Raw genomic sequence first — 25145 nt, forward strand, 5'->3', positions numbered from 1 at the left:
CCAATGGACTTGCAAATCGACGATTTCTACCGGGACGCCGCGGCCGGCCTGCTGGCGCTGTATCAGGCGTTCCCGCGCAAGATCACGCTGTATGTGGAGGACCTCATCGGTTTCGAGGAGCCCGATGAGTTCGGCCTGCCGAGCAAGCGGCACCAGGGCTGCCTGAGCACGCTGATCTGGCTAGCCGAGGAAGGCTACCTGCGTTACGAGAACACCCTTCAATTCCAGGCCATCGAACAGGCTGTGCTGACAGAAAAGTCCTTTGTCCAGCTAACGGCTTTCAGCATGGAATCCGTTTCCGTCACCGATCCGGTGCCCCTGAGCGTTCGACGCGTCCAAGGCAGCCTTGCCAATTCCCTCCGTGTTGCACTTCGCGATGGCGACAGCGAGCGCCTCGCCCTACTGGCCCGCCAGCTCTTTACGAGCAACTTTGAAGCAAAGGCCTGAGCCTGACGCTTGCACAAGCGACATAGCTTGAAATAGTCGCTTGGTTGAATCGCGCCAACCCGCCCCTTATATAGCCTACGTTCTTAATTGTTCTCCTCCGGAGTCTGCCGCAAACATGATGCGCATTTTCTTGTTCCTGGCCACTAACCTGGCCGTCCTGGTCGTCGCCAGTATCACCCTCAAGCTGCTTGGGGTCGATCGCTACACCGGCCAGAACTACGGCAGCCTGCTCGCGTTCTGCGCCGTATTTGGCTTTGCCGGCTCGCTGGTCTCGCTGTTCATCTCCAAATGGATGGCGAAGATGAGCACTCGGACCGAGATCATCACCCAGCCCCGCACACGGCACGAGCAGTGGCTGCTGCAGACGGTCGAGCAGCTGTCGCGCGAAGCCGGCATCCGCATGCCGGAAGTCGGCATCTTTCCGGCCTACGAGGCCAACGCCTTCGCCACCGGCTGGAACAAGAACGACGCCCTGGTCGCCGTCAGCCAAGGCCTGCTCGAGCGATTCTCGCCGGAAGAAGTGAAGGCCGTGCTGGCTCATGAGATCGGCCACGTGGCCAACGGTGACATGGTCACGCTCAGCCTGATTCAGGGCGTGGTGAACACCTTCGTGATGTTCTTCGCACGTATCTTCGGCAGCTTCGTCGACCGCGCCATCTTCAAGAATGAAGATGGTCACGGCATGGGCTATTTCATCGCGACCATTTTCGCGGAGTTGGTACTCGGCATTCTGGCCAGCATCATCGTCATGTGGTTCTCTCGCCAGCGCGAGTTCAGGGCTGACGAAGCCGGCGCCCAGCTGGCCGGCACCGGTGCGATGATTGGAGCACTGCGGCGCCTGCAGGCTGAACAGGGCGTGCCGGTCGACATGCCGGACAGCCTCAAAGCGTTCAGCATCAACGGCGCGCTGCGCAACGGCCTGGCGGGCCTGCTAATGACCCATCCGTCGCTGGACGATCGTATCGAAGCCCTGCGCCAGCGAGGCTGATACGGCCGGCTTGCAAGTTACAACGACCCCGCCTCTCGGCGGGGTTTTCGTTTCAACGTGGCGCTGCCAGGCCCCCGCGGCTAGTCCGTCCGCCGAACGAGCCGGTAGCAGCGCTCTTCTAACCGCGTTAGGCCACGCTGGAGAAACTTCCAGTTGCCGTTCAGTACGTCCACTTCTTCGAACAACTCGATCGCCCAGGCAGGCGAAAGCGTTTGCCTGACCTCCACGTCGCTCACGGCGAAGGGTGGCCCGTCCATCTCCGGCTGCTCATAGTCCAGCGTTACCAGCAACCCCTCACAGCCCGCCTCGAAGAGCTGAGCGAGATGCGCCACATAACGCTGGCGCATCTGTGGCGGAAGCGCGATCAGAGCAGCGCGGTCATACAACGCGACACAGCCGGCAACCTGGGCCGGCGTAAGGGAAAAGAAATCGCCGCAGAGAATTTCAACGCGCCCGGCCTGATACCGCAGGAACTCACCCAAAGGGACGATTTCCGGTTGCAGCCCTTGCTCGACAAAGAAATCAGCCGCGGCCTTTTCGCTCAGCTCTACGCCGAGAACATCGAAACCCTGCGCGGCGAGCCAGGCCATGTCCAAGCTTTTGCCACATAGCGGCACCAGCACCCGCGCACCCGGCGGGAGCTGCAGGCAAGGCCAGTGATGCTGCAGGTAGGGGTTGACTTCACCCAGGTGGAAACCAATTTCGTTGCGCGACCAGCGCCGATGCCAGAATCCTGCTTCCACGTTCTGCTCCTTCGTCGAGATGGACGAAGCCTAGCAGAGCGAACGAACGCTTAGCGGGTCACGATGCGAGCGTTTCGGGATCCATCCCCGCATCGCGCATCTGGGCAAGCTTGTAACGCAAGGTCCGGGCGCTGATGCCCAGCCGATCGGCCGTTTCCTTGCGCTTGCCACGCTCGGCGCGCAGCGTGTCCAGGATGAGTTCGAACTCGCGGCGCCGTAGGTCTTCACCAAGGACACCAGCAGTATCTGCAGGCCGAGCGTCAACTGCTCCGCCCGTTACGACCACAACAGGCCGAGCGGGCGTCATCGCGGCCGCCATGCCTTCCAGGCACAAGTCCTGCGGATGGATGACGCCACCCTGCTGAAGAATCAGGGCACGCTGAACGGCGTTGTCGAGTTCGCGGACATTGCCAGGCCAACCATGCACCTGCAGGCTGTGACGGGCCTCGACACTGAAACGAGGCACTGCCTGACGCATCTTGGCCGCATGGGTCGACAGTAGCCGCTCAGCCAAAGGCAGAATATCGGCCGGCCTGTCTCGCAGCGCGGCCCACGCCAGCGGGAAGACAGAAAGCCGGTAGAACAGGTCTTCACGGAAGCGCCCTTCCCGCACCTCCGCGCCGAGGTCGCGATTGGTAGTAGCGATGATGCGAATATCCAACGAGATCGGCTTGCGACCACCCACGCGCTCTACCTCTCGCTCCTGCAGTACGCGCAGCAACTTAGCCTGCAGCCCGAGCGGCATCTCCGATATTTCATCGAGCAGCAGCGTGCCGCCTTCGGCCAATTCGAACTTGCCTGGCTGGCTGGCGATTGCACCGGTGAACGCGCCCTTCTCGTGCCCGAAAAGCGTCGCCTCGAGCATGTTGTCCGGAATCGCGGCGCAGTTGATCGCGATGAATGGCTTGGCAGCACGCGGCGACTGTTGGTGGATATAGCGTGCCAGAACCTCCTTGCCTGTCCCGGACTCGCCAGAAATGAGTACCGTGGAGTCGCTTTGCGCGACCCGCGCAGCCAGCGCGAGCAATTGCTGGCTGGTGGCCTCGACCGCGATCGGACCCTGACCCGGTTCGTCCAGCCGACCGCAGGCGTGGCGCGCCACGAGTTGCAACAGAACCTGCGGCTCGAACGGCTTGACGAGGTAGTCGATCGCCCCGTGCCGAATGGCATCGACGGCGCGCTCGACCGCTGCGAACGCCGTCATCAGCAACACCGGCATGTGCGGATAACGCTGCCGAACCAGTCCCAGAAGCGCGTGTCCGTCCATGCCCGGCATGTTCACGTCACTGATCAGCAGGGCGAAGCTTTCGTCCTGCAGCGCTACCAGCGCCGATTCAGCACTATCCACAGCGCGATGGCGATAGCCACCAAGTTCCAGGGTGTCACTGAGCGCCTGGCGGAGCGATGGGTCATCTTCGACGAGCAGAATCCGAGCGTTCATCATTGGTTCCCCATGGCAGCGGCGGGCTGGTCGAGCAAGGGCAGGCTCAGCGTGGCGCAGGTGCCACGCCCTAGCCGTGAGCGCAGCCGAAACGCACCGGAGTGGGCTCGCGCAACCGACTTGACCAGCGCGAGCCCGAGGCCGGTGCCGTTAGTCTTGGTGGTGAAAAACGGCTCGCCAAGGCGCTGAAGCGTCGCCGGCTCAATGCCGTGACCATTGTCGCTCACGGTAATCAGCAGCCGATCGTCCCGCTGGTAAAAGTGGACTTTCAGGCGCAGCGGATCGGCGCCGGACTGGCGCGCGTTCTCAATGAGGTTCAACAGCGCGCCGACCAGCGTGTCGCGATTGCAAAGCAAAGCGCCAGCTCGTGCATCGCACTGCCAGCGTACGCTCACATTTTCGATTCGCGCTTCAGCGGCACCGCGAAGGGCACACATTAGTTCAGCCGGCGCCAAGCGATCACACAGCGGCAGATCGCCTCGGGCGAACACCAGCATGTCGCGCACCTGATGCTCAAGTTCGTTGAGACGATCCTTCAAGCGGCCAGCGAAACGCAGCTGCTGCTCGCCTGACAGCCCGCCCTGCTCGAGGTGGCTGGCATAGAGCAGCGCGGTCGAAAGCGGGGTACGGATCTGATGGGCAAGGGATGCCATCATGCGGCCGAGCGAAGACAGGCGCTCATGGCGCGCCAGCTGCTCTTGCAGGCGGCGCGTCTCGGTGAGATCGGTCAGTAGAACCAGTTGCCCCGGCTCGCCATTGAGCGAGCGTGTCGCGATGGAAACGCGGCGACCGTCACGCAGCGAAATCTCATGTCCATCATCACGACGTGGAGCGAAACTCCGGGCAATCACATCGCGCCAGAGCGCGCCTTCCAGCGGCTCGCCCAGCAGGTCGATCGCCACGGGATTGGCTTCCCGAATCACGCCCTGACCATCGATGACGATGACACCGCCGGGCAGCAGGTCAAGCAAACTTTGCAGACGATTGGCCAGGCGCTCCTTCTCGCCGAGTTCGCATAGCCGCTGGGCACTGGCCTCGGCAAGCTGGTCGTTAAGTGTATTCACGCGCGCTTGCAAGAGGCTCTGCGACTCACCCAGCTGACCGGCCATACGCGCGAACTGGTCGACGGACCGTTCCAAACCAGCGGTATCGATGCTGTCCGGGCGGGCAGAAGCCCGAGGCGATGAAAGAGCTGTGGTCACGGGTGCACTCGCTGCCGTCAAAAGATGGTCACGAAGTGCTTCGGAGCAAGGATCGTGCCTGCAGGGTACAGGCACGAGGAGCGAGCGTCAGTCGTTAGGGGCGGCGATCATTCGTCCAGATCGTCGTCGCGCCGGTTCATACCATACTTGCGCATCTTCTCTACAAGCGTGGTACGGCGAATTCGCAGTCGCTCCGCGGCCCGGGCGACCACCCCACCCGCGTCATCCAGCGCCTGCTGGATGAGCCCTTGTTCGAGATTGCCTAGGTAATCCTTCAGGTCCAGACCCTCAGCCGGCAACATCGCATGCGCATCGGCAGCGATCATGGGCGCGCTGATCGCCGCCCGCTCCTCCATCTCGTCGTGGATGCCGCTGGCATACTGCTCGTCGTCGTCATCGACGTGGCGGAACTTCTTGGGCAATTCCATTACGCCAATAACGCCATAGGGATGCATGATCGCCATGCGTTCGACCAGGTTCGCCAGCTCGCGTACGTTGCCCGGCCAGTCATGGCGGCACAGCGACATGATGGCAGCGGAGTTGAAGCGAATCGAACCGCGCTTTTCATGTTCCATGCGCGAGATCAGCTCGTTCATCAACAGCGGGATATCTTCGATGCGCTCGCGCAGTGGGGCCATCTCGATAGGGAAAACGTTCAGGCGGTAGTAAAGGTCCTCGCGGAAACCACCGTCCACGATCATCTTCTCGAGATCTTTATGAGTCGCGGCGATGATGCGTACGTCAGCGTTCTGCGTGCGGTTGCTGCCGACGCGCTCGAAGGTGCGCTCCTGCAGGACGCGCAATAGCTTGACCTGCATCGGCAGGGGCATGTCGCCAATTTCGTCGAGGAACAAGGTGCCGCCTTCGGCCAGCTCGAAGCGACCGGCACGTGCGGTGATGGCGCCGGTGAACGCGCCTTTCTCGTGCCCGAACAGTTCGCTTTCGAGCAGCTCGGCGGGAATGGCGCCGCAGTTCACCGGAACGAAAGGCCCGTTGCGTCGTTTGGAGTGGTAGTGCAGATTGCGCGCGACCACCTCCTTGCCCGTCCCGGATTCACCGAGAATCAGCACGCTAGCTTCGGTGTCGGCGACCTGCTGCATCATCTGCCGAACATGCTGGACGGCACGACTGGTGCCTACCAGGCTGCGGAACAGATTGGGCTCACGCTGGCGCCCGCGCGACTTGGCCTGGTCGTACATCTCCCGATAGACCTGCGCGCGGTGCAATGAGTCGAGCAGCTTGTTGTAGCTCGGCGGCATTTCGAGGCTGGCCAGCACGCGACGGCGAACATCGTCCGGCCAGTCGCTGCGAGGCGGCTCACCGATCAGCAGCACCGGCAGGTTCTCGTCCCACTTACCGAGCTGCTTGAGAAACTCGGCCGCGTTGCCGTTCGAGACGTCGCCCAGCATGACGCCCAACACATTTCGGCTGGACTCAAGTGAGTCAACGACACGCTGCCAATCGTTGCTCGAACAAGCCAGATGGTCTTCGCTCAGGAAATTAAGGATGACGGCCAAATCACGTCGGCGCTCACTGTCATCGTCTATCAACAAAATTTTGGTTTCACGCCACATCTTGTTTATAGGCTCTGGAAGCTGAATGAAACGCCGAGAACGAATCGAACTTGAGAAGCGAACTTCACCGGCAGATAGCCACTAGTAAAAGTCAAAAACTAGAGCTCAGTCAAATTTATGACGTGATTTTTTTCAGGCCACTTAGGCGCAGCAAGTCAGCAGGTCGAGATAAGAATCGGCTTGGGGACGATTCACATACCGCCATAAGCTCAAAGCAGTTCGGCTGATTTGCAAAGAACGAGAGAGATATCGAAGAATAGGTATGGCAATACCTAAAGCATGCCGATATCGCGGGCATGTCAAAGAGATGACAACAACGGAAATACGACGATCTGCTAATGGCTACCGCAACGATAAATAGCCTTTTCGAGATTGCGTTGGGCCATTTAAACCGACGAGCGGTTTAAACGAGCGGAGCGGCAAGGGTGTGACTACTCGAATAACTTATAAACTTTGGCACCGTTCTGCGATTGATTGAGCTGGATCAACTCGCCGGCGATTCGCTTTTGCTCCGCTTGGCAACTGGCAACCAGTTCCCGATACAGATCGACCAGTTCCTGCATTCGCTCCCGAATGGCAGGATCCTCCAGACGAGGCTCGTTCATCGCGGCTTCGACGACCTGCCGGCATTGCAAATCCAGCACGCTGATGGCGGCCCAGTCCTGCTGAACCAACGCGTCGCGTAATGCGCTGCCGGTTTCTTCAAGACGCTTGACTGATGCACTCATATGCCGCCGCTCCAAACCATTTCGCCTAATGCAATGCCCGGGGCCTGTGCGCCCCGCCAGACAAGATATCGGCCACGGTGCGCCGTGCTTTAGGGCAATCTTTTGCTTCGCATCCACTCAATGAAGTCCCCGCAATCCCGGCGGTACGCTTGGCTGGGCGACCGGATCCCAGGGCCCTTCCAGACGACCCGACGAATACCAATCGCCATCCCAACGGTAGTACAGGCGCTCCCGGTAGTAGAGATCGCGACCCTCCACGACATAGACGCCGAGCCGGTTATCCCAGTGCGCAGCGGCATGGGGAGGCGGTGCGTAGCGCGGATGGCTCTTCTGAACCGCCGGCGGACGCGGTGCAGGAGGCGTCCGCACAGGGGGCGGTGTGCGGACTGGCTCCCGGGCATCCGGCACTGGCGCCGGCGGAACCGGGCGCGGTTCTGACGTCTCGTAGGGATTACCCGCACAGGCTGCCAACAGCGATGCAAGGAAGATAACCGATGACGCCCTCAGGACGCGCATCAGGGACTGGTTGTCGAACGAATCATTGGCCGTCATCTATCGCCTCGCTGCCCTACAAGATCGTCAGGGCGTGTCTGGTTGGTCGATCGTCAGCTCTACCGCATCACCTTGACTCGCCGGGCTTAGCGGCTGGCTGTCGCCCTTCCACTCGCCGCGGGTCGCGTTGCCGTCCCTGGATATCCGCGCGAACAGCCTGACCTGATCGAAGTTGGACAAGCGAAGCTGCGGGGTCATCGCATCGGCATCGCCGAGCGTGACGGTGGCTGGTAGATCGGCAACTGTCAGGCGCTTGACCGCGAGCGGCATTGGCGGACCAGACACCGCACGCGCGAAGACGAACACAGCATCTTCAGGCCGAACGCCCTGAGCCAGAGAGTCATCCAGGCTCACCTTGACGGTAAGACCCGCTTCCTTCGGCGCCGTTTCAGCAGCACCGGCTTGCGCTGTTTGGGCCTCACCAGTTGCGCCAAGCTGTTCGCGGGCCCGCTCAATGCCACCCTGGATCGCCTCGCGTGATGGATCTTCAGCCGGCAAGGTCGCAACCAGGCGCTCCCAATATTGAATCGCGTCGGCGAACCGTTCCTGCTCAAAAGCTGCAATGCCCAGCAAGCCGAGGCTGGTCACCTCGTGCGGGTCCGCCTGCAAGGCCTCGGAGGTCAAGGCTTCGATCTGCTCCGACCATTGACGATCACCTGCGAAATACAGCGCCTGTGCCCATTGACCCAGGATATCGGGCTGGCGGCCGGCGAGTTCGGCGACGCGTTGATACGCCGGAACGGCATCGGCTGCACGCTCCTGGCTCATGTACGTCCTCGCAAGGAAATACCAGGCTTCAGTCGAATCCGGCTGCGCTTTAACGGCCCGCTCCAGGCGGGCAGTCATCTCGGCCATGCTCCGGGGTTGCTCAGCGAACTCACGAGCCAGTTGGAGCTTATCGCTGGCGCCCCAATGCAGGTAGAAGCCGTAGCCGATCAGCGGAACCAGAAACGCAGCCACGAGAGGCACCGCACGCCCGAGCCGGCTGCTGCGACGAGCCTCGCCCGGAGCGGTGTCCTCGAGCAGTTCGCGCGCCGCATCGTCGCGTGCCGCCTCGTACTGCTCAGCATCGAGCGTGCCGGCGTCGCGCTGGCCCGCGAGTTCGGCGAGACGCTCTTCGTAAAGCGCCACATTGAGCGCGGTGCGGTCCTCTTCGGCTTGCGCCCTGCGGCCTTTCAACAAGGGCAGCAATAGGAAAGCCAGGGCAGCCAGCAGCAGAATGCCGGCCGCAATCCAGAAATCGATCATGGGTCTTTTTTATCCAGCAACAGGGCGAGGCGTTCGCGTTCGGCCTCGGAAAGAGTGTGCGATGCGCCGGAGCCACTCGCCCGCCGGCGGCGAACCAGGATCAGCCCGAGTACGACGAACCCGATCACCAGCAGCACAACGGGTCCATACCATAGCACCAGCGTCTTGGCGTTGACCGGCGGCTTGTAGCGAACGAAGTCGCCATAGCGATCTACGAGATACTCGACGATCTGCTCGTTGCTCTGCCCTTCTTCGAGCATGCGGTAGATCTCCCGCCGCAGGTCCATGGCGATCGGCGCGTTGGAGTCAGCGATATTCTGGTTCTGGCACTTCGGGCAGCGGAGCTCCTCGACCAGCGTGCGATAGCGCTCGCGCTCGGCTTCCGACTTGAACTCATAAGCATCGATTGCCGCGTGGGCGCTGCCAATCATCGCGACGGCCAACAGCAGGGCGTGAAAGAACATTTTCATTCGTCAACCAGCTCCTGATACAACGCCGCCAGTTGCTCACGCCAGACGCGCTCATCGATCACACCGACATACTTGTGTCGGATGATCCCATGCTTGTCGACAAGGAACGTCTCAGGCGCCCCGTATACGCCGAGATCCAGCCCAAGGCTGCCTTGCTCGTCACGGATGTTGAGTTGGTAAGGGTCGTGAAAGTCGCGCAGCCATTTTTGCGCCGCGGCGTTGTCGTCCTTGTAGTTCACGCCGTGGATGACAACGCCCTGCTGCGCGAGCTTGTTAAGCACGGGATGCTCGACCTTGCAGGCGACGCACCAGGTCGCCCAGACATTGACCAGCGCAGGCCGACCCTTGATGTCCTCGGCGCTGACCAGCCGCTGCGGGTCCTCGACCGAAGGCAGCGAGAACGCTGGGAGCGGCTTGCCGATCAGCGCGGACGGCAGCTCCGTCGGATCGAGGAACAGACCACGGTACAGAAACACCGCGACCACCAGAAAAATCGCCAGTGGCAACAACATCAGTAGTCGTTTCATTTCAGGCTCCTTGCTGGGCGAGGCCGAGCGCTTCGCGCACGCGCATCTTGACCTTGACGCGATAGCGGCGATCGCAGGCTGAAAGCACGCCACCCAGGCACATCACCAGCCCACCCAACCAGATCCAGCGCACGAACGCCTTGATGTGCACGCGCACCGCCCAGGCGCCCTCCCCCAGCGGTTCGCCGAGGGCGACATAGAGGTCACGGGTAAAGCCTGGATCGATCCCCGCCTCGGTCATGGGCATTTGCTGCACGGTATACAGGCGCTTTTCCGGATGCAGGGTGGCGACCTGATCGCCGTCCTGGAAGACGCGCATGGTCGCGCGGTCAGAGGTGAAGTTCGGGCCTTCGAAATGGCTCGCCCCCTCGAAAACGAAGGTGTAGCCGCCCAGTTCGAGCGAATCCCCCGGCGCCATACGCAGGTCGCGCTCATCGCTTTGCAGGCTGGTCAGCACAACGCCCATCGCGCAGATGACCAGACCGAGATGCCCGACCTGCATACCCCAATAGCTGCGGGTCAAACTGCGGATACCCTTGAGCAAGCCCTTATGGCGTGTCTTGTCGAGAATGTCGCGTATGCCGGCGAGCACCACCCAGGCACCCAGCAGGCAAACCGCGAGCACAGCCCAATGGAAGTCACCGAAGACCATCGAACCCAGGCCGCCGATCACTGCGCTGGTGACCAGCACGGGTGCCAGCATTCCCGCCAGCCAGCGCACCGGTGTGTCCTTCCAGCGCACCAGCACGCCCACACCGAGCGCCACCATCAGTAAGCCAATCAGCGGCAGGAACATCGCATTGAAGTATGGCGGGCCGACCGAGAGCTTGGCGCCAGACAGCGCGTCGAGCAGCAGCGGATACAGGGTGCCGAGCAGGATCATCGAGGTAGCGACCACCAGCAACAGGTTGTTGACCAGCAACAGCGTTTCGCGTGACCACAGACCGAAACCGATCTGACTCTTGACGACTGGCGCACGCAGGGCGAACAGCGTCAGCGAGCCGCCAACGACCATCAGCAGAAATATCAGGATAAAGACGCCTCGCGCCGGGTCGGTGGCAAACGCATGGACCGACGTCAACACACCGGAGCGAACCAGGAAGGTGCCCAGCAGGCTCAACGAGAACGCCGCGATGGCCAGCAGTACCGTCCAGCTCTTGAACACACCACGTTTCTCCGTCACTGCGAGCGAGTGGATCAACGCCGTGCCGACGAGCCAAGGCATGAAGGATGCATTCTCGACCGGGTCCCAAAACCACCAGCCGCCCCAGCCGAGCTCGTAGTAGGCCCACCAGGAGCCCAGCGCGATGCCCACGCCGAGAAAGGCCCAAGCGACGAGTGTCCAGGGGCGGGACCAGCGCGCCCAGGCTGCATCGAGCCGCCCGCCGAGCAGCGCAGCGATGGCGAAGGCGAAGGCGACCGAGAAGCCGACGTAGCCCATATAGAGCATGGGTGGATGAACGACCAAGCCGAAATCCTGGAGCAGCGGATTGAGATCGCGCCCGTCCATCGGCGCCTGAGGCAGCAGACGATCGAAGGGGTTAGACGTGATGATCAGGAACAGCAGGAAACCGATACTGATCAAGCCCATGACACCGAGCACACGGGCAAGCATGTCTTCGGGAAGCTGGCGCGAGAAGATCGAAACGGCGAACGTCCAGCCAGCGAGAATGAAGGCCCATAACAGGAGCGACCCCTCGTGCGCCCCCCAGACGGCGCTGAATTTGTAGTACCAGGGCAGCGCGCTGTTGGAATTTTGCGCGACGTACGCGACGGAGAAATCGTCGACCATGAAGGCGTAGGTCAGGCAGATGAAAGAAAACGCGAGGAAACAGAACTGGCCCCATGCCGCCGGCTGCGCCAACCCCATCCACTGGCGATCGCCCCGCCAGGCGCCAATTAGCGGAAGCGTGCCCTGGACCACTGCCAGGCACAGCGCGAGGATCATTGCCAAATGGCCGAGCTCGGGAATCATTTCGCGTACTCCTCCTTGCCACCTTCGTAATGCTTCATCATTCCGCTCTTTTCGAGCGCCTGGCTGACTTCCGGCGGCATGTAGTTTTCGTCGTGCTTGGCCAGCACCTCATCGGCAACCAGCACACCTTCGCCGTTCACCCGGCCCAGGGCGACGATGCCCTGCCCTTCACGGAACAGATCCGGGAGGATGCCCTGATAGCGGACGGTGACCGTGGCGTTGTTGTCGGTTACGCGAAAAGCCACCGTTAGCGAATCATTGCTGCGCGATACCGAGCCGGCTTCGACTAACCCACCGGCGCGTATCCGCGTGCCTTCCGGCGCCTCGCCGGCGGCGATCTGCGTCGGCGTGTAGAACAGGTTGATGTTTTCTTGCAGGGCCGTCAGGGCCAGCGCCACGGCAATACCGACGCCAGCCAGGATGGCCAACACGATGAACAGACGCTTCTTGCGCACAGGATTCACTTCATATCCTCCCGGCGCATACGACGCGCCTCGTCTTGCAGGTAACGCCGGCGCGCCAGCAACGGCAATGCCACGTTGAGAATCAGGACGGCCAGGCTGATGCCGTAGGACGACCAGACGTACAGCCCATGGTTACCCATGGCGATGAACTCGGAAAAGGATGAGAAATTCATGATGTTTTGCTCACCAGAGCCTTCACCTCAGCCTTGACCCAACTGCTGCGCGATTCGCGACGCAGCACTTCCAGACGCATGCGCATCAGCAGCACCAAGGTAAAAAAGCAGTAAAAGCCCAGCACCATGACCAACAGCGGCAGCCACATCTCGACGGGCATTGCGGGCTTTTCGGTCACGGTGAAGGTCGCAGGCTGGTGAAGCGTGTTCCACCACTCCACCGAGTATTTGATGATCGGGATGTTCACCACCCCGACGATCGCCAGCACCGCGCAGGCCTTGGCCGCGCTGTCACGATTGCTGATCGCCTGGCCCAGCGCAATGATGCCGAAGTACAGGAACAGGAGGATGAGCATGGAGGTAAGCCGGGCGTCCCAGACCCACCAGGCACCCCACGTCGGCTTGCCCCAGACCGCCCCGGTGAGCAACGCAACGAAGGTCATCCAAGCGCCGATGGGGGCGGCCTGCTGCAGGGCCACGTCAGCAAGCTTCATCTTCCACACGAGGCCGACGATGCCGGCAACCGCCAGCATTACGTAGATCGATTGCGCCAGGAAGGCGGCGGGCACATGGATATAAATGATGCGAAAGCTGTTGCCCTGCTGGTAATCCTGCGGCGCGAAGGCCAGCCCCCAGACCACGCCCACGGTGATCAGCAGCGCAGCGGCCCAGCCGAGCCAAGGCATCCAGCGGCTGCTGATCTCGTAGAACCATTTGGGCGAACCCAGTTTGTGGAACCATGTCCAGTTCATAGAACCTGCCTCGAACCCACCAAGCGTGCCAATTGTGCCCCGGGACCCCGGGGAAGCTGGTTGTTGCGGATCAGTAAAACCGTCACTTGAGCGCCCCGTCTGTCAACGTCCGCGCAGACGTCGCAGCCTTAAAGGCAACCCTTCCATCATTCGCCAACGCTGATCTTCAAGCCGGCGGCTACTGCAAAAGGTGTCAGGGTCACGGTCAGCGCCGTCAGGCTGGCCAACCACAACAGATGCCCTGCCGCCGGCAACCCCTGCAGAGCAGCCTGCAGTGCCCCGCTACCCAAGATCAGGACCGGAATGTAGAGCGGCAGGATCAGCAAGGCGAGCAACAGGCCGCCACGCTTGAGCCCGACCGTCAGGGCGGCGCCCACTGCTCCCAGAAGGCTCAGCACTGGCGTACCCAGCAAAAGCGATACAAGCAGTACCGGCAACGCATCGAACGGCATCCCCAGCATCAGGGCCAGTAACGGCGCGAGCAAAACCAGCGCCAAACCGGAAAACGCCCAGTGTGCCAGCACTTTGGCGAGCACCAACAGCGCCAAGGGGTGCGGCGAAACGACCCACTGTTCAAGCGAGCCGTCTTCGAAATCACTGCGAAAAAGGCCGTCCAACGAGAGCAGCACGGCCAAGAGTGCCGCGACCCAGATGAGCCCGGGCGATAGCGTTTGCAGCAGCTGACTCTCGGGACCGACCGCCAGCGGGAACAGCGCGATCACGATCGAGAAGAACACCAGCGGGTTCGCCAGCTCCGCCGGACGACGAAACAACAGCCGGGTTTCGCGAGCCAGCAACAGGGTAAAAACATTGCTCATGCGGCGCGCTGCCCCAGATCCAGTTCGCGATAGCCGGCGGGCGTCTCGCTCAGCGTATGGTGGGTCGTCAGCACGACCATGCCGCCGCACGCGCAGTGTGCCGCCAGGTGCCGCTCCAGCTGAGCCACGCCGTGCTTGTCGAGGGCCGTGAAGGGCTCGTCGAGAATCCACAAGGGGGGCGGCGACAGATAAAGGCGCGCCAGGCCAACGCGGCGCTGCTGACCAGCAGAAAGGGTATGACAGGGAACGTCTTCGAAGCCGCGCAGGCCAACCGCTTCAAGGGCTTGCCAGATCGCTTCACGCGTCGCAGGCTGGTGCAGCGCGCACAGCCAGGTGAGATTTTCTTCGGCAGTGAGCAGGCCCTTGATGCCCGCCGCATGGCCGATCCACACGAGATTGCGGGCCAGTTCGCCACGCTGGCTGTCGAGGCTTCGCCCGTTGAGGCGCACCTCCCCGGCGGTTGGCTGCATCAGCCCGCTGAGTAGGCGCAGCAAACTGGTCTTCCCGCTGCCGTTCGGTCCGGCGATCTGCAACATGTCGCCTGGAGCAACCTGCAGATCCAGCCGTTCGAACAACAGCCGCCAGTCCCGCTCGCATGACAGCGCTACAGCTTCGAGAAAGGGACTGGACACGCTACACACCTCAAGATGAAGGGGGCATGGCCGCTACACTCATGGGCAGCCCCGGGCGGCCGGAATTATACATGCCGGACTCCGGCGCCAAAGCTCACCAAGCTGAAAGGTTGTAAGAGCATTTGAGTAAAGATGACCGAGATCAAGCCTAGCCAGCCTATCGCGAACCCCGGCGCGTCCCGCCCGGTGACGACGGCCGCCGATATGGCCCTCAAACTGCTGCAACCGCTGCAGGGGCTGCTCGCGGCTGGGGAAAGCGCCGAGGCTGAGGTGGTCAGCGTCAAAGAAGCACTACAGACCTTCCAAGTCACCTTGCGCCTAACGCTGGCCAATGGACGGCAGGCGACCTTGGAGACGACCGCCCCGCGAGCCGCCTCACCGGGTGCGGTCATGGTCGTCACCGCGCTGTCCGATACGCGCCTGATGGCGGCGTTGCAACCGGCCAGCCGTCAGCCACAAGGGAGCATTGACCTAGCGCAGATGCCCGTCGGCACCCTCATCCAGGGCAAGGTCACAGCCAGCCAACAGAGCCTGCAGGGCGGCCAACCGGTGTTCCGAGTAGTCATCGCCCTGCTGAATTCGCCAATGGCCGGACAAACGCTGAGCTTGGAATCCACGCGCCCACTGCCGCTGGGTAGCTTGTTGACGGCCCGGGTCCAGGGTGACCAATCGCTGGCATTCGTACCCTTGAGTGGTCGGCTGGACCAGCTCGTCCTGGGCCAGCAACTGGGCGCCCAAGGCAGCCGCCAGGGCTCACTGGATGCCTTGCTCAACGCACTCTCGCCGAGTGAACTGCCTGCGTCAGTACGTAGTGCAGCTGAACGCCTGCTTGGCCTCGTCCCGCAGATGCAACAGCTGGGCGATCCAAAGGCGCTGGCCCAGGCGCTGGCGAGAAGCGGCGTATTCATGGAGTCGTCGCTGCTGGGCGGCGAGGCGGAGCCGCTGCCGACCGATATGAAAGCCGCATTGTTGCGCCTGGTGGCGCAATTGCCCGGCCTGCCTGGCGCCGGGACGCTCGGTGCGGCCCAGGCGACCGCCACGCTCGGCCAGGCCCTGCCCGCCTTCGCCCGCAATTCGCTTGGCGCACTGGCACAACCCAGTGCCAGACAAATGGCACAGAGCTTTCCGCTTCCCAGCCGCCTGCCGCCAGGGCTGGAAGATGAGGACGACCTGGAAGCGCTACTCAAGCTAGCGGCCGCCGCGGTATCGCGTCTGCAGACACACCAGTTATCAAGCCTCGCACAAACCCAGACCCTGCCGGACGGCACCCAGGTCACCACCTGGCAGACCGAAATTCCGATGCGCGACCAGGCCAGCATCGTTCCACTGCAAATCAAGATGCAGCGCGAAGACGAGCCGAACCAAGCCCGCAAGGAAAAACCAGAGACACTCTGGAAGGTAGAACTGGCCTTCGATGTGCCACCGCTTGGCCCGCTGCAGGTTCAGGCCCAGTTGCTGCGGGGCAGCCTGTCGAGCCAAATATGGGCCGAGCGCAGCGGCACGGCTGACCTGATCAACGCCGAACTGGACCATTTGCGCCAGCGCCTGCTCGCAGCTGGGCTGAACGTTGGCGAACTCGCCTGCTCCAGAGGCACGCCACCGCAGGGTCCACGGACCTCGCTCGATCAACGCTTCGTGGACGAAACCGCATGAGCACCGACACCCCGCGCCAGGCAATCGCGCTGACCTACGACGGTGTCGATGCGCCCATCCTGTCGGCGAAGGGTGACGACGAGCTGGCTGAAGCAATCCTGGCAATCGCGCGTGAACATGAAGTGCCGATCTACGAAAATGCAGAGCTGGTTAAACTGCTGGCGCGGCTGGAGCTTGGCGACACGATTCCTGAGGCGCTGTATCGCACCATCGCCGAAATCATCGCGTTTGCCTGGTACCTGAAAGGAAAGTGCCCACCCGGCTTTTCGCCCTCAGCCCCGACCCAGGACCTGCCCCGGCTCAATGCGCCTGAGCGTTGAGCGTGGTCATCTGCCCGAAACGGGCCTTCTCCTGTGGGAAGTCATGAAGCATCCAGGCGAAGTAGCCCTGCCGGAAATAGAAGACGTGCGCGTAACCCCATTCGACGGCCATCCGCACCGCTTCGGCACTTGCTGGGCACACCTCGCTATCGCAATAAACGACCAAGGGCATGTTTCGCGGCCAGGACGGGCTCGCCAGGCCGAAGAAATCGCTCGCAAGGTTCAGGTGAACAGCCCCTTCGACATGCCCCCACGCCCACTCCTGGCCGCCGCGCACGTCAATGAACACAGCGCCCAGTTCGTGTAGTCGCTTCGCCTGGAACACGTTTACCGTCATGGCGCCTTCGATCTCGGGAGGCGCTTCGGTGGCATGAAGCGCCGTTGAACTCCCCACCAGCAGGCACAGCATAAGAATGCGTAGCATCACATCCTCCTCGGCAACGCCGGGCAGCCGGCCGCGCTAGGGAAGCGGGGCCCTGTTCAGTTTGGAGAGAGGATTAAGCTCATCGTTCCCCAGCCAGGCGCGGGGCGACGATCGGGCAAGCCTAGCCCGGCTTGCGACGCATCTGGTGCAGCTTGCTGACCAGTTCCGCTTCGGACTGGGACAGCCCGCAGGATTGGGTCAGGTCTTCGACGCTCGCGCCCATGCCGACCAGTTTCGCGGCTTGGGAATAGGTGAAGGTATCGATATCGCGCTGTTCGAGCTGGGTTATACGCTCGGGCAGCGGTGCCAGGGTTCGTGTTAACTCACGAAGCTCCTGGCCCATTCTCACGCTACCTTCGAGATAGGTGTCGAGGCGCGCGCCAAGCTCTTTGAGGCGCCGGTCACGCGCCTCGTCCCGCCGCGCCTGTTCCAGCTGCAGTTGCCTTTGGCGACGCAACAGCCAGAGGCTGAAACAGAGCAGCCCAAGGCAGCACAGGGCAAGCGCGACCAGAGACGCGATCAGCATGGGTCAGATGCTCTCCAGTTCCGCCCACTCTTCTTCGGTCATCATCTTGTCGAGCTCGACCAGAATCAGCAGTTCGTTGTTCTTGTTGCACACGCCCTGGATGAACTTCGCCGACTCGTCATTGCCGACGTTCGGGGCGGTTTCGATCTCGGACTGGCGCAGATAAACCACTTCGGCCACGCTATCGACCATGATGCCAATCACCTGGCGGTCCGCCTCGATGATCACGATCCGCGTGTTGTCGGAGACCGGCGCCGTATCGAGGCCGAAACGCTGGCGGGTATCGATTACCGTCACCACGTTACCGCGCAGGTTGATGATGCCCAGCACGTAACTGGGCGCACCCGGCACCGGTGCGATCTCGGTGTAACGCAGCACTTCCTGGACCTGCATCACGTTGATGCCATAGGTCTCGTTATCCAGACGAAAGGTCACCCATTGCAGGACTGGATCGTCGGAACCCTGCGCGGAAGTCATCTTCATAGCCCACCCTCTCTAAATACCGCTGCGGCGGTTGATTCTATCGGTAACGGGACCTGCATGCGCAGGCCCTCTGATTGTCAGGTCTCAGGACGGTATGCCCTTGAGGTGTCGAGTCGCACCGCTGGCGATGAGTTCGGCAAGGGCCGCCACATCCACGAGCGCACACATATGGTCAATTACCGTTCCGGCTAGCCAAGGCCGCTGCGTACGCTGCGAGCGCCACTTGACCTCCTTGGGGTCGAGACGGATCGACCGGCTCACTTGATGCACTGCTAGCCCCCACTCGTAGCCTTGCACGGATATCACGTACTGCAAGCCTTCGCGGAAATCGTCACGGTACCGGTCGGCCATCACCCAGCGCGCCGTATCCAGCACCTTCAGATTGCCAGCCTGGCTCGGCAGGATACCGAGGAACCAGCTAGGCTGACCAAACAGCGGCGTCAGGTCCTGCCCGGCCAGCGGGTAAATGGAGCCGAGGCTGACCAGCGGCACCGCCAGAGTCAGGCCGGCAACATCGAACAACAGGCACTCGAAGGGCTCCTCGCCCCACTCCGGCTGGCCCGGGTCAGCTTCAGTTGGCCCACCCGGGCCTTGGCGCATCGCATCGAACTGGGCAATCGGCTCGACCAACGCGGCCGGTGCCTTGGCAGGCACTTCCGGCTCGAGCTCGAGCAACGCGACCGGCTCCGCTTCGACCTTCGTCGGTTCGGGCATCGGCACCACATGGAGCACCGGCTCTGGTTTTGGCGTCTCGACAGGCACGATCACCGGCGCCGGCCGGGTCGATTCGACCGGTGCAGCCGGAGGCGCAACCTCGCGCAACGGCACTACCCGATGCGTATCGCGACGCTGCTCCTCGAGCACCGCAGCCTGGAACTCGTCCTGGCTGACCGACTCGGCCAGTTCCATGGCGTCCTGCAACAAGGCGTCGAGATACGACTGCAAGGTCTGCTGCGATCGGCTTTCTTTAAGAAGGGTACGGCTCATGAAACCAACTCGTGAGTACCAACTGGATAGGCTATCGGCTGCATCGGCCCCGAACTTGAGGCGCGATAAGCCCGTACGTCGACTCAAGCGACCTGAGTCGTCTCCTGCGCAGCAAGCAAGGTCTTGAGCAGTGCACGGTAGGCAATCACCGCGCGACTGTTCGGATCGTACTGGGACGGCACCACCCCCGCCAGGCTCGCATCGCGCAGCCGCGTATCGATCGGAATGAACGCCTGCCAGAGGTGGTCCTGATAACCATTGCGCAGCAGCTTGAGCGTGTTCATCGAGGCTTGCGTACGCCGGTCGAACATCGTCGGCACGATGGTGTACGGCAGAGCCTGACGCCGCGAGCGATTGATCATCGTCAGGGTGCTGACCATCCGCTCCAGCCCCTTCAGCGCGAGGAATTCGGTCTGTACCGGTATTACCAGCCGCTGGCTCGCGGCAAGCGCGTTAACCATGAGCACGCCTAGCAACGGCGGGCTGTCGATGATGGCGTAGTCGAAATCCTGCCAGAGCTGCGACAGGCTCTTGGCGACCACAAGCCCGAGACCATTCTGGCCGGGCGACTGGCGTTCCAGTGTGGCCAACACGGTGCTCGACGGCAGCAAGGAGATGCGCTCGTGGCTCGTCGGAACCAACAGCTCCCACGGCAGGCCCTCGGGTACGGCCCCCTGATGCTGGAACAGGTCGAACACGCTGCGCTCGATGTTATCCGGGTCCTGCCCGAAATAGCTGGTCATCGAACCATGCGGGTCAAGATCCAGAACCACGACGCGCTTGCCGGAATCGGCCAGCAATCCGGCGAGCGAAACCGACGTGGTCGTCTTGCCCACCCCACCTTTCTGATTGGCTACAGCCCAGACTCTCATACGCTTATTTCCATCCGGATAGCACCAGGCCGGCCGCTGCCGCACCGGAGCAGCCGGCGACGGGGAATTGACGTTACCGACTCGCGGCACCTATTGAATAACGGGCGGTGCACTTTGCATGCCAGGCCCGGCCTCGCCGCGCCTCATTTCCGATACGCCGCGCCGGACGTCGAGGTCGCGCGAGATCACGAGAATCACACGCCGATTTCGCGCCCGCCCTTCGGCCGTAGCGTTGTCCGCGACCGGTTGGAATTCACCATAGCCCACCGCCGCCATCCGCGACGGATCGACGCCACCCGCGGCCAGCATCCGCACCACGCTGCCAGCGCGGGCAGCCGAAAGCTCCCAGTTGGTCGGATACGCCGCGGTGCTAATCGGCAGGTTGTCCGTGAACCCTTCGACACGCACCGGGTTGCCGAACGGCGCCAGAATGCCGGCGACCGTTTCCAGCATGCCGAACGCCCGGTCATTCGGCAGCGCATCGCCACTGGGGAAGAGCAGGCTGGAATTGAACTCGATTTCGACCCACGTCTCGGTGCCACGAACGGTCAGCTGGTTGTTGGCGATCAAGTCGGCGAAAGCGCTGCGCATGCTGCGCGCAATACTGTCGAGCGGGTCCACCGGCTCAGCCGCCGGGTCAGTCACCGAGGCGGCGGCGTCCTGGCTTGCGCGGGGGCGCTCCTCGCCCACCGGAATGGGCATGATTGAACGGTCGGGCTGGTTGAACACACCCACCAGCGAGTCCGACAGGATCTTGTACTTGCCTTCGTTGAGCGAGGAAATGGAGTACATCACCACGAAGAACGCGAACAGCAGCGTGATGAAGTCAGCGTAGGAAACCAGCCAGCGCTCGTGATTTTCCGGCTCTTCGTGCGATCGACGGCGCGCCATCTCAAGCGCCCCTCAGCAGGTACAAATCAGCGGGCGCAGGTACGGGTGTGCCCCGCATGGCGTTCTGATCGTAGGTCTGAATTCGCTGCATCATGGTTTCCCTGCCGCCCGCTCAGTCCATGAAGCCTTGCAGCTTCATCTCGATCGATCGCGGATTCTCGCCCTCAGCAATGGACAGCACGCCTTCAAGCAGCATCTCGCGATAGCTGGTCTGCTTCTGGACCACGGCCTTGAGCTTGTTGCCAATCGGCAGCACCAGCAGGTTCGCAAACGCTACGCCGTAAATAGTGGCGACGAACGCCACGGCAATCCCGCTGCCGAGTTGGCTGGGATCGGCCAAATTGCCCATGACGTGAATCAGGCCCATCACCGCTCCGATGATGCCGACCGTGGGCGAATAGCCGCCCATGCTCTCGAACACCTTGGCCGCCCGCAGGTCACGTGTCTCCTGGGTATAGAGATCGACTTCCAGGATGCTGCGGATCACCTCCGGCTCGGCCCCATCGACCAGCAACTGCAACCCCTTGCGTGCATAGGGGTCCGGCTCGGCTTCGGCGATAGGCTCCAGGCCCAGCAGCCCTTCCTTACGTGCGGTGCCACTCCAACCAGTGACAAGGCTGATACCGCCAAGCATGTCGATGCGCGGCGGGAAGAATATCCAGCGGACAATGGACATGGCGCGCATGAACACTGCCATGGGCGTCTGCAGCAGGACGGCGCCGAGCGTTCCGCCAAGCACGATCAGCGCCGCGGGGCCATTGAGCAGAGCCGCGGCATGGCCGCCTTCCAGGAAGTTGCCCCCGACGATAGCGACGAATGCCAGGACCAGCCCGATAAGGCTGAGGATGTCCATCAACGGCGGCCTTTCATCAGATGCACGCCTCGCTCAGGTGGCGGCCGATCTCGTCAAGGCTGTACACGGCGTCGCTCAGATTCGCCTTGGCCACTGCCATGGGCATCCCGTAAATGACGCAACTGGCTTCATCCTGCGTCCACACCTGGCTGCCGCACTGCTTGAGCATGCGCGCCCCTTCACGGCCGTCGGCACCCATACCGGTAAGTACGACCGCCAACACCTTGTCGTTGTAGGCCTTGGCTGCGGAGCCGAAGGTCACGTCGACACAGGGGCGATAATTGAGGCGCTCGTCACCCGGCAGGATGCGCACCGTACCACGGCCGTCGACCATCATCTGCTTGCCGCCTGGAGCCAGCAGGGCAAGCCCCGGGCGCAGGACGTCGCCGTCCTCGGCTTCCTTGACGTTGATCTTGCAAAGCTTGTCCAGGCGCTCGGCGAATGCCTTGGTAAACGCCGCCGGCATGTGCTGAATGAGTACGATGGGCGACGGAAAGCTGGCCGGGAGCTGAGTCAGCACCCGCTGAAGTGCGACGGGCCCGCCCGTGGAAGTGCCAATGGCGACCAGGCGATAGGCCTTGCGGCGCGGGGCCGGTGAGCTAAGTGCGGGCGCCACGTGCGGCTGCGTCTGAGCGGGTGACAACGGAGTACTCGCGGCATGGCGAGGCACCGCCGGCGCACTGCGGCTGGTGAGTGACGCAGCTGGCGTCGGCGCGGACGCAGGCGGACTGTAACTGCCGTAGCGGCGATTGCTGCGCGCGATGGTACGGATCTTCTCGCACAGCAGCTGCTTGACCTTGGCCGGGTGGCGCGAGATGTCCTCGAAGATCTTCGGCAGGAAATCCACGGCACCGGCATCAAGGGCGTCCAACGTTACCCGGGCACCTTCGTGCGTCAGCGACGAGAACATCAGGACCGGCGTCGGGCAGCGCTGCATGATCTGCCGCACCGCGGTGATGCCGTCCATCATCGGCATCTCGTAATCCATGGTAATGACGTCAGGCTTGAGCGCCTGCGCCTGGTCGATCGCCTCGCGGCCGTTGGTCGCGGTGCCGATGACCTGGATATTCGGGTCTGCCGAGAGAATTTCCGACACCCGGCGCCGGAAGAAGCCGGAGTCGTCGACGACCAGGACCTTGACTGCCATAAAACACTCCTAGCGACAGCGGCCTACATTAGGCCGCCGCCCGGGATGAATCAGCCGCGGCGCGCGTAGCGCTTGAGCATGCTGGGAACGTCGAGGATCAACGCGATGCGGCCGTCACCCGTGATGGTCGCGCCCGACATGCCGGGGGTGCCCTGCAGCATCTTGCCCAGAGGCTTGATGACAACTTCCTCCTGGCCGACCAGTTGGTCGACGACGAAGCCAATGCTCTGATTGCCTACGCTGAGGATCACCACATGCCCCTCGCGCTGCTCCTCGTGCTCGGCACCTTGAACCAGCCAGCGTTTGAGGTAGAACAGCGGCAGCGCCTTGTCTCGCACGATTACCACTTCCTGGCCGTCGACCACGTTGGTGCGAGACAGGTCGAGATGGAAAATCTCGTTGACGTTCACCAGCGGGAAGGCGAATGCCTGATTGCCCAGCATGACCATCAGCGTCGGCATGATCGCCAGCGTCAGCGGGACCTTGATCACCACGCGAGAGCCCTGGCCCTTGTTCGAGAACACGTTGACCGTGCCGTTGAGCTGGGAAATCTTGGTCTTGACCACGTCCATGCCTACACCACGGCCGGACACGTCCGAGATTTCCGACTTGGTCGAAAAGCCCGGCGCGAAGATCAGGTTGTAGCACTCCAGGTCGCTCAGACGATCACCGGCATCTTTGTCGAGCATGCCCTTCTCTACCGCCTTGGCGCGCAGGATGTTCGCATCCATGCCCTTACCGTCGTCGGTGATCTGCAAGAGGATGTGGTCCCCTTCCTGCTCGGCGGACAGCACCACACGACCGGTGCGCGGCTTGCCGGCGGCCTCGCGCTCTTCGGGGGTCTCGACCCCATGGTCGACCGCGTTGCGCACCAAGTGCACGAGCGGGTCGGCGAGCGCCTCGACGAGGTTCTTGTCGAGATCTGTCTCTTCGCCCACCAACTCCAGGTTGATTTCTTTCTTCAGGCTGCGCGCCAGGTCGCGGACCAGGCGAGGGAAGCGTCCGAATACCTTCTTGATCGGCTGCATGCGGGTCTTCATGACCGCGCTCTGCAGATCGGCAGTGACGACATCCAGATTGGAAACGGCCTTGGACATGGCCTCGTCGCCACTGTTGGAGCCGAGCCGCACCAGGCGGTTACGCACCAACACCAGCTCACCGACCATGTTCATGATCTCGTCGAGCCGCGCAGTGTCGACGCGAACGGTAGTTTCCGCTTCGCTGGCCGGCTTTTCAGGCGCAGCGGGAGCAGCAGGCTTGGCCGTAGCGGCAGCCGGGGCAGCCGGTTTGCTGGCCGCAGGCGCAGCGGGCTTGGCCGGTGCGGCCTTCTCCACCGCCTTGGCTGGCGCGGCCGCAGGCTTGGCCGGCGGTGTCGGTGCAGCAGCACTCGCCGCTTCCGGTTCGAACTTGCCCTTGCCGTGCAATTGGTCAAGCAGCGCTTCGAATTCGTCGTCGGTGATGTTGTCGCCCGCTGGCGCGGGTGCTTCGGCCGCGACCGGTGCAGACGGTGCCGGGCTTACTTCGCTGAACTGGCCTTTACCGTGCAGCTGATCGAGCAGCGCCTCGAATTCATCGTCGGTAATCTCGTCGCCGGCCGGCTGTGCGGCGGCCTGTTCAGGCACGACCACAGAATCGGCACCCGTAGCCGGGGCGAACTGGCCCTTGCCGTGAAGCTGGTCGAGCAGCGATTCGAACTCTTCGTCGGTAATCTCGTCAGCTGACGCCGCAGCCGGAGCCTCGGCCGCCTCGTCCAGCGCGCCAAGGAACTGTTCGAATTCAGTGTCGGCACTGGCTGGAACGGGCTCAGGCTCGGCCGAGCCGACCGGCGTGACCGGTTCGGCGACAGCCGGCTCGCTGGAGGCTGGTTCGGCCAGGCGCGACAGGGCTGCCAGCAGCTCGGGCGTGGCCGGGGTAACGGCCGTACGCTCACGGACCTGGCCGAACATTTCGTTGACGGCGTCCAGCGCTTGCAGGACAACGTCCATCAATTCCGAGTCGACGCGACGCTCACCCTTGCGCAGGATGTCGAAGACGTTTTCGGCGATGTGGCAACACTCGACCAGCTCATGCAGCTGGAGGAAACCCGCACCACCTTTTACCGTATGGAAACCGCGAAAAATCGCATTGAGCAATGCTGCGTCATCGGGGCTGCTCTCCAGCTCCACCAGCTGCTCTGACAATAGTTCGAGAATCTCGCCGGCCTCAACCAGGAAATCCTGGAGGATTTCTTCATCGGCGTCGAAGCTCATATTTCA

General features: G+C 62.5%; 28 protein-coding genes. 4 read left to right on the plus strand and 24 right to left on the minus strand.

Annotation, left to right across the window (positions count from 1 at the left end; translation table 11 throughout):
• The first annotated feature begins 3 nt into the window (after nucleotides 1-3).
• Complete coding sequence (locus tag M1D78_RS13190; RefSeq protein WP_437420457.1) at nucleotides 4-447, plus strand: hypothetical protein; 444 nt, start codon at nucleotides 4-6, stop codon at nucleotides 445-447.
• 115 nt (nucleotides 448-562) lie between these two features.
• Entirely contained in the window at nucleotides 563-1435 is an 873-nt protein-coding gene (gene htpX, locus M1D78_RS13195; protein ID WP_437420458.1) for a protease HtpX, read from the plus strand.
• 80 nt (nucleotides 1436-1515) lie between these two features.
• Here the strand turns inward: htpX and M1D78_RS13200 are convergent, their stop codons facing one another.
• The 15 genes from M1D78_RS13200 to ccmA all read right to left on the minus strand — a co-directional run bounded on the left by M1D78_RS13200 (nucleotide 1516) and on the right by ccmA (nucleotide 14734).
• Nucleotides 1516-2178: a thiopurine S-methyltransferase gene (locus M1D78_RS13200; protein WP_437420459.1), complete on the minus strand. Its 663-nt coding sequence runs from the start codon at nucleotides 2176-2178 to the stop codon at nucleotides 1516-1518.
• A 58-nt stretch (nucleotides 2179-2236) separates the two neighbouring features.
• Entirely contained in the window at nucleotides 2237-3619 is a 1383-nt protein-coding gene (locus tag M1D78_RS13205) for a sigma-54-dependent transcriptional regulator (protein ID WP_437420460.1), read from the minus strand.
• Nucleotides 3619-4728: a sensor histidine kinase gene (locus M1D78_RS13210; protein WP_437421313.1), complete on the minus strand. Its 1110-nt coding sequence runs from the start codon at nucleotides 4726-4728 to the stop codon at nucleotides 3619-3621. The genes M1D78_RS13205 and M1D78_RS13210 overlap by 1 nt, the downstream gene beginning before the upstream one ends.
• 200 nt (nucleotides 4729-4928) lie before the next feature.
• On the minus strand, nucleotides 4929-6395 hold the full coding sequence (locus tag M1D78_RS13215; protein WP_437420461.1) for a sigma-54 dependent transcriptional regulator: 1467 nt from the start codon (nucleotides 6393-6395) through the stop codon (nucleotides 4929-4931).
• Nucleotides 6396-6826: 431 nt separating this feature from the next.
• A complete protein-coding gene (locus M1D78_RS13220) occupies nucleotides 6827-7123 on the minus strand; it encodes a flagellar protein FliT (RefSeq protein ID WP_437420462.1) in 297 nt (98 codons plus the stop codon).
• A gap of 117 nt (nucleotides 7124-7240) precedes the next feature.
• Nucleotides 7241-7639: a hypothetical protein gene (locus tag M1D78_RS13225; protein WP_437420463.1), complete on the minus strand. Its 399-nt coding sequence runs from the start codon at nucleotides 7637-7639 to the stop codon at nucleotides 7241-7243.
• Between the two features lie 63 nt (nucleotides 7640-7702).
• Nucleotides 7703-8923 carry a c-type cytochrome biogenesis protein CcmI gene (ccmI, locus tag M1D78_RS13230; RefSeq protein WP_437420464.1) on the minus strand — a complete coding sequence of 407 codons (1221 nt, stop codon included), beginning with the start codon at nucleotides 8921-8923 and terminating at the stop codon, nucleotides 7703-7705.
• Nucleotides 8920-9393, minus strand: a complete 474-nt coding sequence (locus M1D78_RS13235; RefSeq protein WP_437420465.1) for a cytochrome c-type biogenesis protein — start codon at nucleotides 9391-9393, stop codon at nucleotides 8920-8922. Before M1D78_RS13235 ends, ccmI begins: the two co-directional genes overlap by 4 nt.
• On the minus strand, nucleotides 9390-9920 hold the full coding sequence (locus M1D78_RS13240; RefSeq protein WP_437420466.1) for a DsbE family thiol:disulfide interchange protein: 531 nt from the start codon (nucleotides 9918-9920) through the stop codon (nucleotides 9390-9392). Before M1D78_RS13240 ends, M1D78_RS13235 begins: the two co-directional genes overlap by 4 nt.
• A gap of 1 nt (nucleotide 9921) precedes the next feature.
• Complete coding sequence (locus tag M1D78_RS13245) at nucleotides 9922-11895, minus strand: heme lyase CcmF/NrfE family subunit (protein ID WP_437420467.1); 1974 nt, start codon at nucleotides 11893-11895, stop codon at nucleotides 9922-9924.
• Nucleotides 11892-12359: a cytochrome c maturation protein CcmE gene (ccmE, locus tag M1D78_RS13250; RefSeq protein ID WP_437420468.1), complete on the minus strand. Its 468-nt coding sequence runs from the start codon at nucleotides 12357-12359 to the stop codon at nucleotides 11892-11894. The genes M1D78_RS13245 and ccmE overlap by 4 nt, the downstream gene beginning before the upstream one ends.
• The gene (gene ccmD, locus M1D78_RS13255; protein ID WP_437420469.1) at nucleotides 12356-12532 is read right to left on the minus strand and encodes a heme exporter protein CcmD; all 177 of its coding nucleotides are present in this window, start codon (nucleotides 12530-12532) and stop codon (nucleotides 12356-12358) included. The genes ccmE and ccmD overlap by 4 nt, the downstream gene beginning before the upstream one ends.
• Nucleotides 12529-13284 (minus strand): heme ABC transporter permease, encoded by a 756-nt coding sequence (locus tag M1D78_RS13260; RefSeq protein WP_437420470.1) that lies wholly within the window; start codon nucleotides 13282-13284, stop codon nucleotides 12529-12531. The genes ccmD and M1D78_RS13260 overlap by 4 nt, the downstream gene beginning before the upstream one ends.
• Nucleotides 13285-13430: 146 nt before the next feature.
• Nucleotides 13431-14102 (minus strand): heme exporter protein CcmB, encoded by a 672-nt coding sequence (ccmB, locus tag M1D78_RS13265; protein WP_437420471.1) that lies wholly within the window; start codon nucleotides 14100-14102, stop codon nucleotides 13431-13433.
• Nucleotides 14099-14734, minus strand: coding sequence for a cytochrome c biogenesis heme-transporting ATPase CcmA (ccmA, locus tag M1D78_RS13270; RefSeq protein WP_437420472.1), 636 nt, complete (start codon nucleotides 14732-14734; stop codon nucleotides 14099-14101). Before ccmA ends, ccmB begins: the two co-directional genes overlap by 4 nt.
• Nucleotides 14735-14866: 132 nt before the next feature.
• Between ccmA and fliK the strand changes: the two genes are divergently transcribed.
• Both fliK and M1D78_RS13280 read left to right on the plus strand, forming a co-directional pair.
• Entirely contained in the window at nucleotides 14867-16387 is a 1521-nt protein-coding gene (fliK, locus tag M1D78_RS13275) for a flagellar hook-length control protein FliK (protein ID WP_437420473.1), read from the plus strand.
• Nucleotides 16384-16707, plus strand: coding sequence for an EscU/YscU/HrcU family type III secretion system export apparatus switch protein (locus M1D78_RS13280; protein WP_437420474.1), 324 nt, complete (start codon nucleotides 16384-16386; stop codon nucleotides 16705-16707). The genes fliK and M1D78_RS13280 overlap by 4 nt, the downstream gene beginning before the upstream one ends.
• On the opposite strand, the gene M1D78_RS13285 is transcribed toward M1D78_RS13280, so the two are convergent.
• The 9 genes from M1D78_RS13285 to M1D78_RS13325 form a co-directional block, all read right to left on the minus strand.
• Nucleotides 16688-17131 (minus strand): rhodanese-like domain-containing protein, encoded by a 444-nt coding sequence (locus M1D78_RS13285; RefSeq protein ID WP_437420475.1) that lies wholly within the window; start codon nucleotides 17129-17131, stop codon nucleotides 16688-16690. The genes M1D78_RS13280 and M1D78_RS13285 overlap by 20 nt on opposite strands.
• A gap of 121 nt (nucleotides 17132-17252) precedes the next feature.
• Nucleotides 17253-17657: a DUF2802 domain-containing protein gene (locus tag M1D78_RS13290; RefSeq protein ID WP_437420476.1), complete on the minus strand. Its 405-nt coding sequence runs from the start codon at nucleotides 17655-17657 to the stop codon at nucleotides 17253-17255.
• A 3-nt stretch (nucleotides 17658-17660) separates the two neighbouring features.
• A complete protein-coding gene (locus M1D78_RS13295) occupies nucleotides 17661-18140 on the minus strand; it encodes a chemotaxis protein CheW (RefSeq protein ID WP_243604693.1) in 480 nt (159 codons plus the stop codon).
• Nucleotides 18141-18224: 84 nt separating this feature from the next.
• Nucleotides 18225-19127 carry a CheW domain-containing protein gene (locus M1D78_RS13300; protein WP_437420477.1) on the minus strand — a complete coding sequence of 301 codons (903 nt, stop codon included), beginning with the start codon at nucleotides 19125-19127 and terminating at the stop codon, nucleotides 18225-18227.
• Nucleotides 19128-19210: 83 nt separating this feature from the next.
• Nucleotides 19211-19999, minus strand: coding sequence for a ParA family protein (locus M1D78_RS13305; protein WP_437420478.1), 789 nt, complete (start codon nucleotides 19997-19999; stop codon nucleotides 19211-19213).
• 90 nt (nucleotides 20000-20089) lie between these two features.
• Nucleotides 20090-20890 carry a flagellar motor protein MotD gene (gene motD / locus M1D78_RS13310; RefSeq protein ID WP_437420479.1) on the minus strand — a complete coding sequence of 267 codons (801 nt, stop codon included), beginning with the start codon at nucleotides 20888-20890 and terminating at the stop codon, nucleotides 20090-20092.
• 112 nt (nucleotides 20891-21002) lie between these two features.
• Complete coding sequence (locus M1D78_RS13315) at nucleotides 21003-21743, minus strand: flagellar motor protein (RefSeq protein WP_437420480.1); 741 nt, start codon at nucleotides 21741-21743, stop codon at nucleotides 21003-21005.
• Nucleotides 21744-21759: 16 nt separating this feature from the next.
• Complete coding sequence (locus M1D78_RS13320) at nucleotides 21760-22890, minus strand: protein-glutamate methylesterase/protein-glutamine glutaminase (protein WP_437420481.1); 1131 nt, start codon at nucleotides 22888-22890, stop codon at nucleotides 21760-21762.
• A 50-nt stretch (nucleotides 22891-22940) separates the two neighbouring features.
• Complete coding sequence (locus M1D78_RS13325) at nucleotides 22941-25139, minus strand: chemotaxis protein CheA (protein WP_437420482.1); 2199 nt, start codon at nucleotides 25137-25139, stop codon at nucleotides 22941-22943.
• Nucleotides 25140-25145 lie beyond the last annotated feature (6 nt).

This window comes from Pseudomonas sp. SA195, assembly GCF_054131565.1.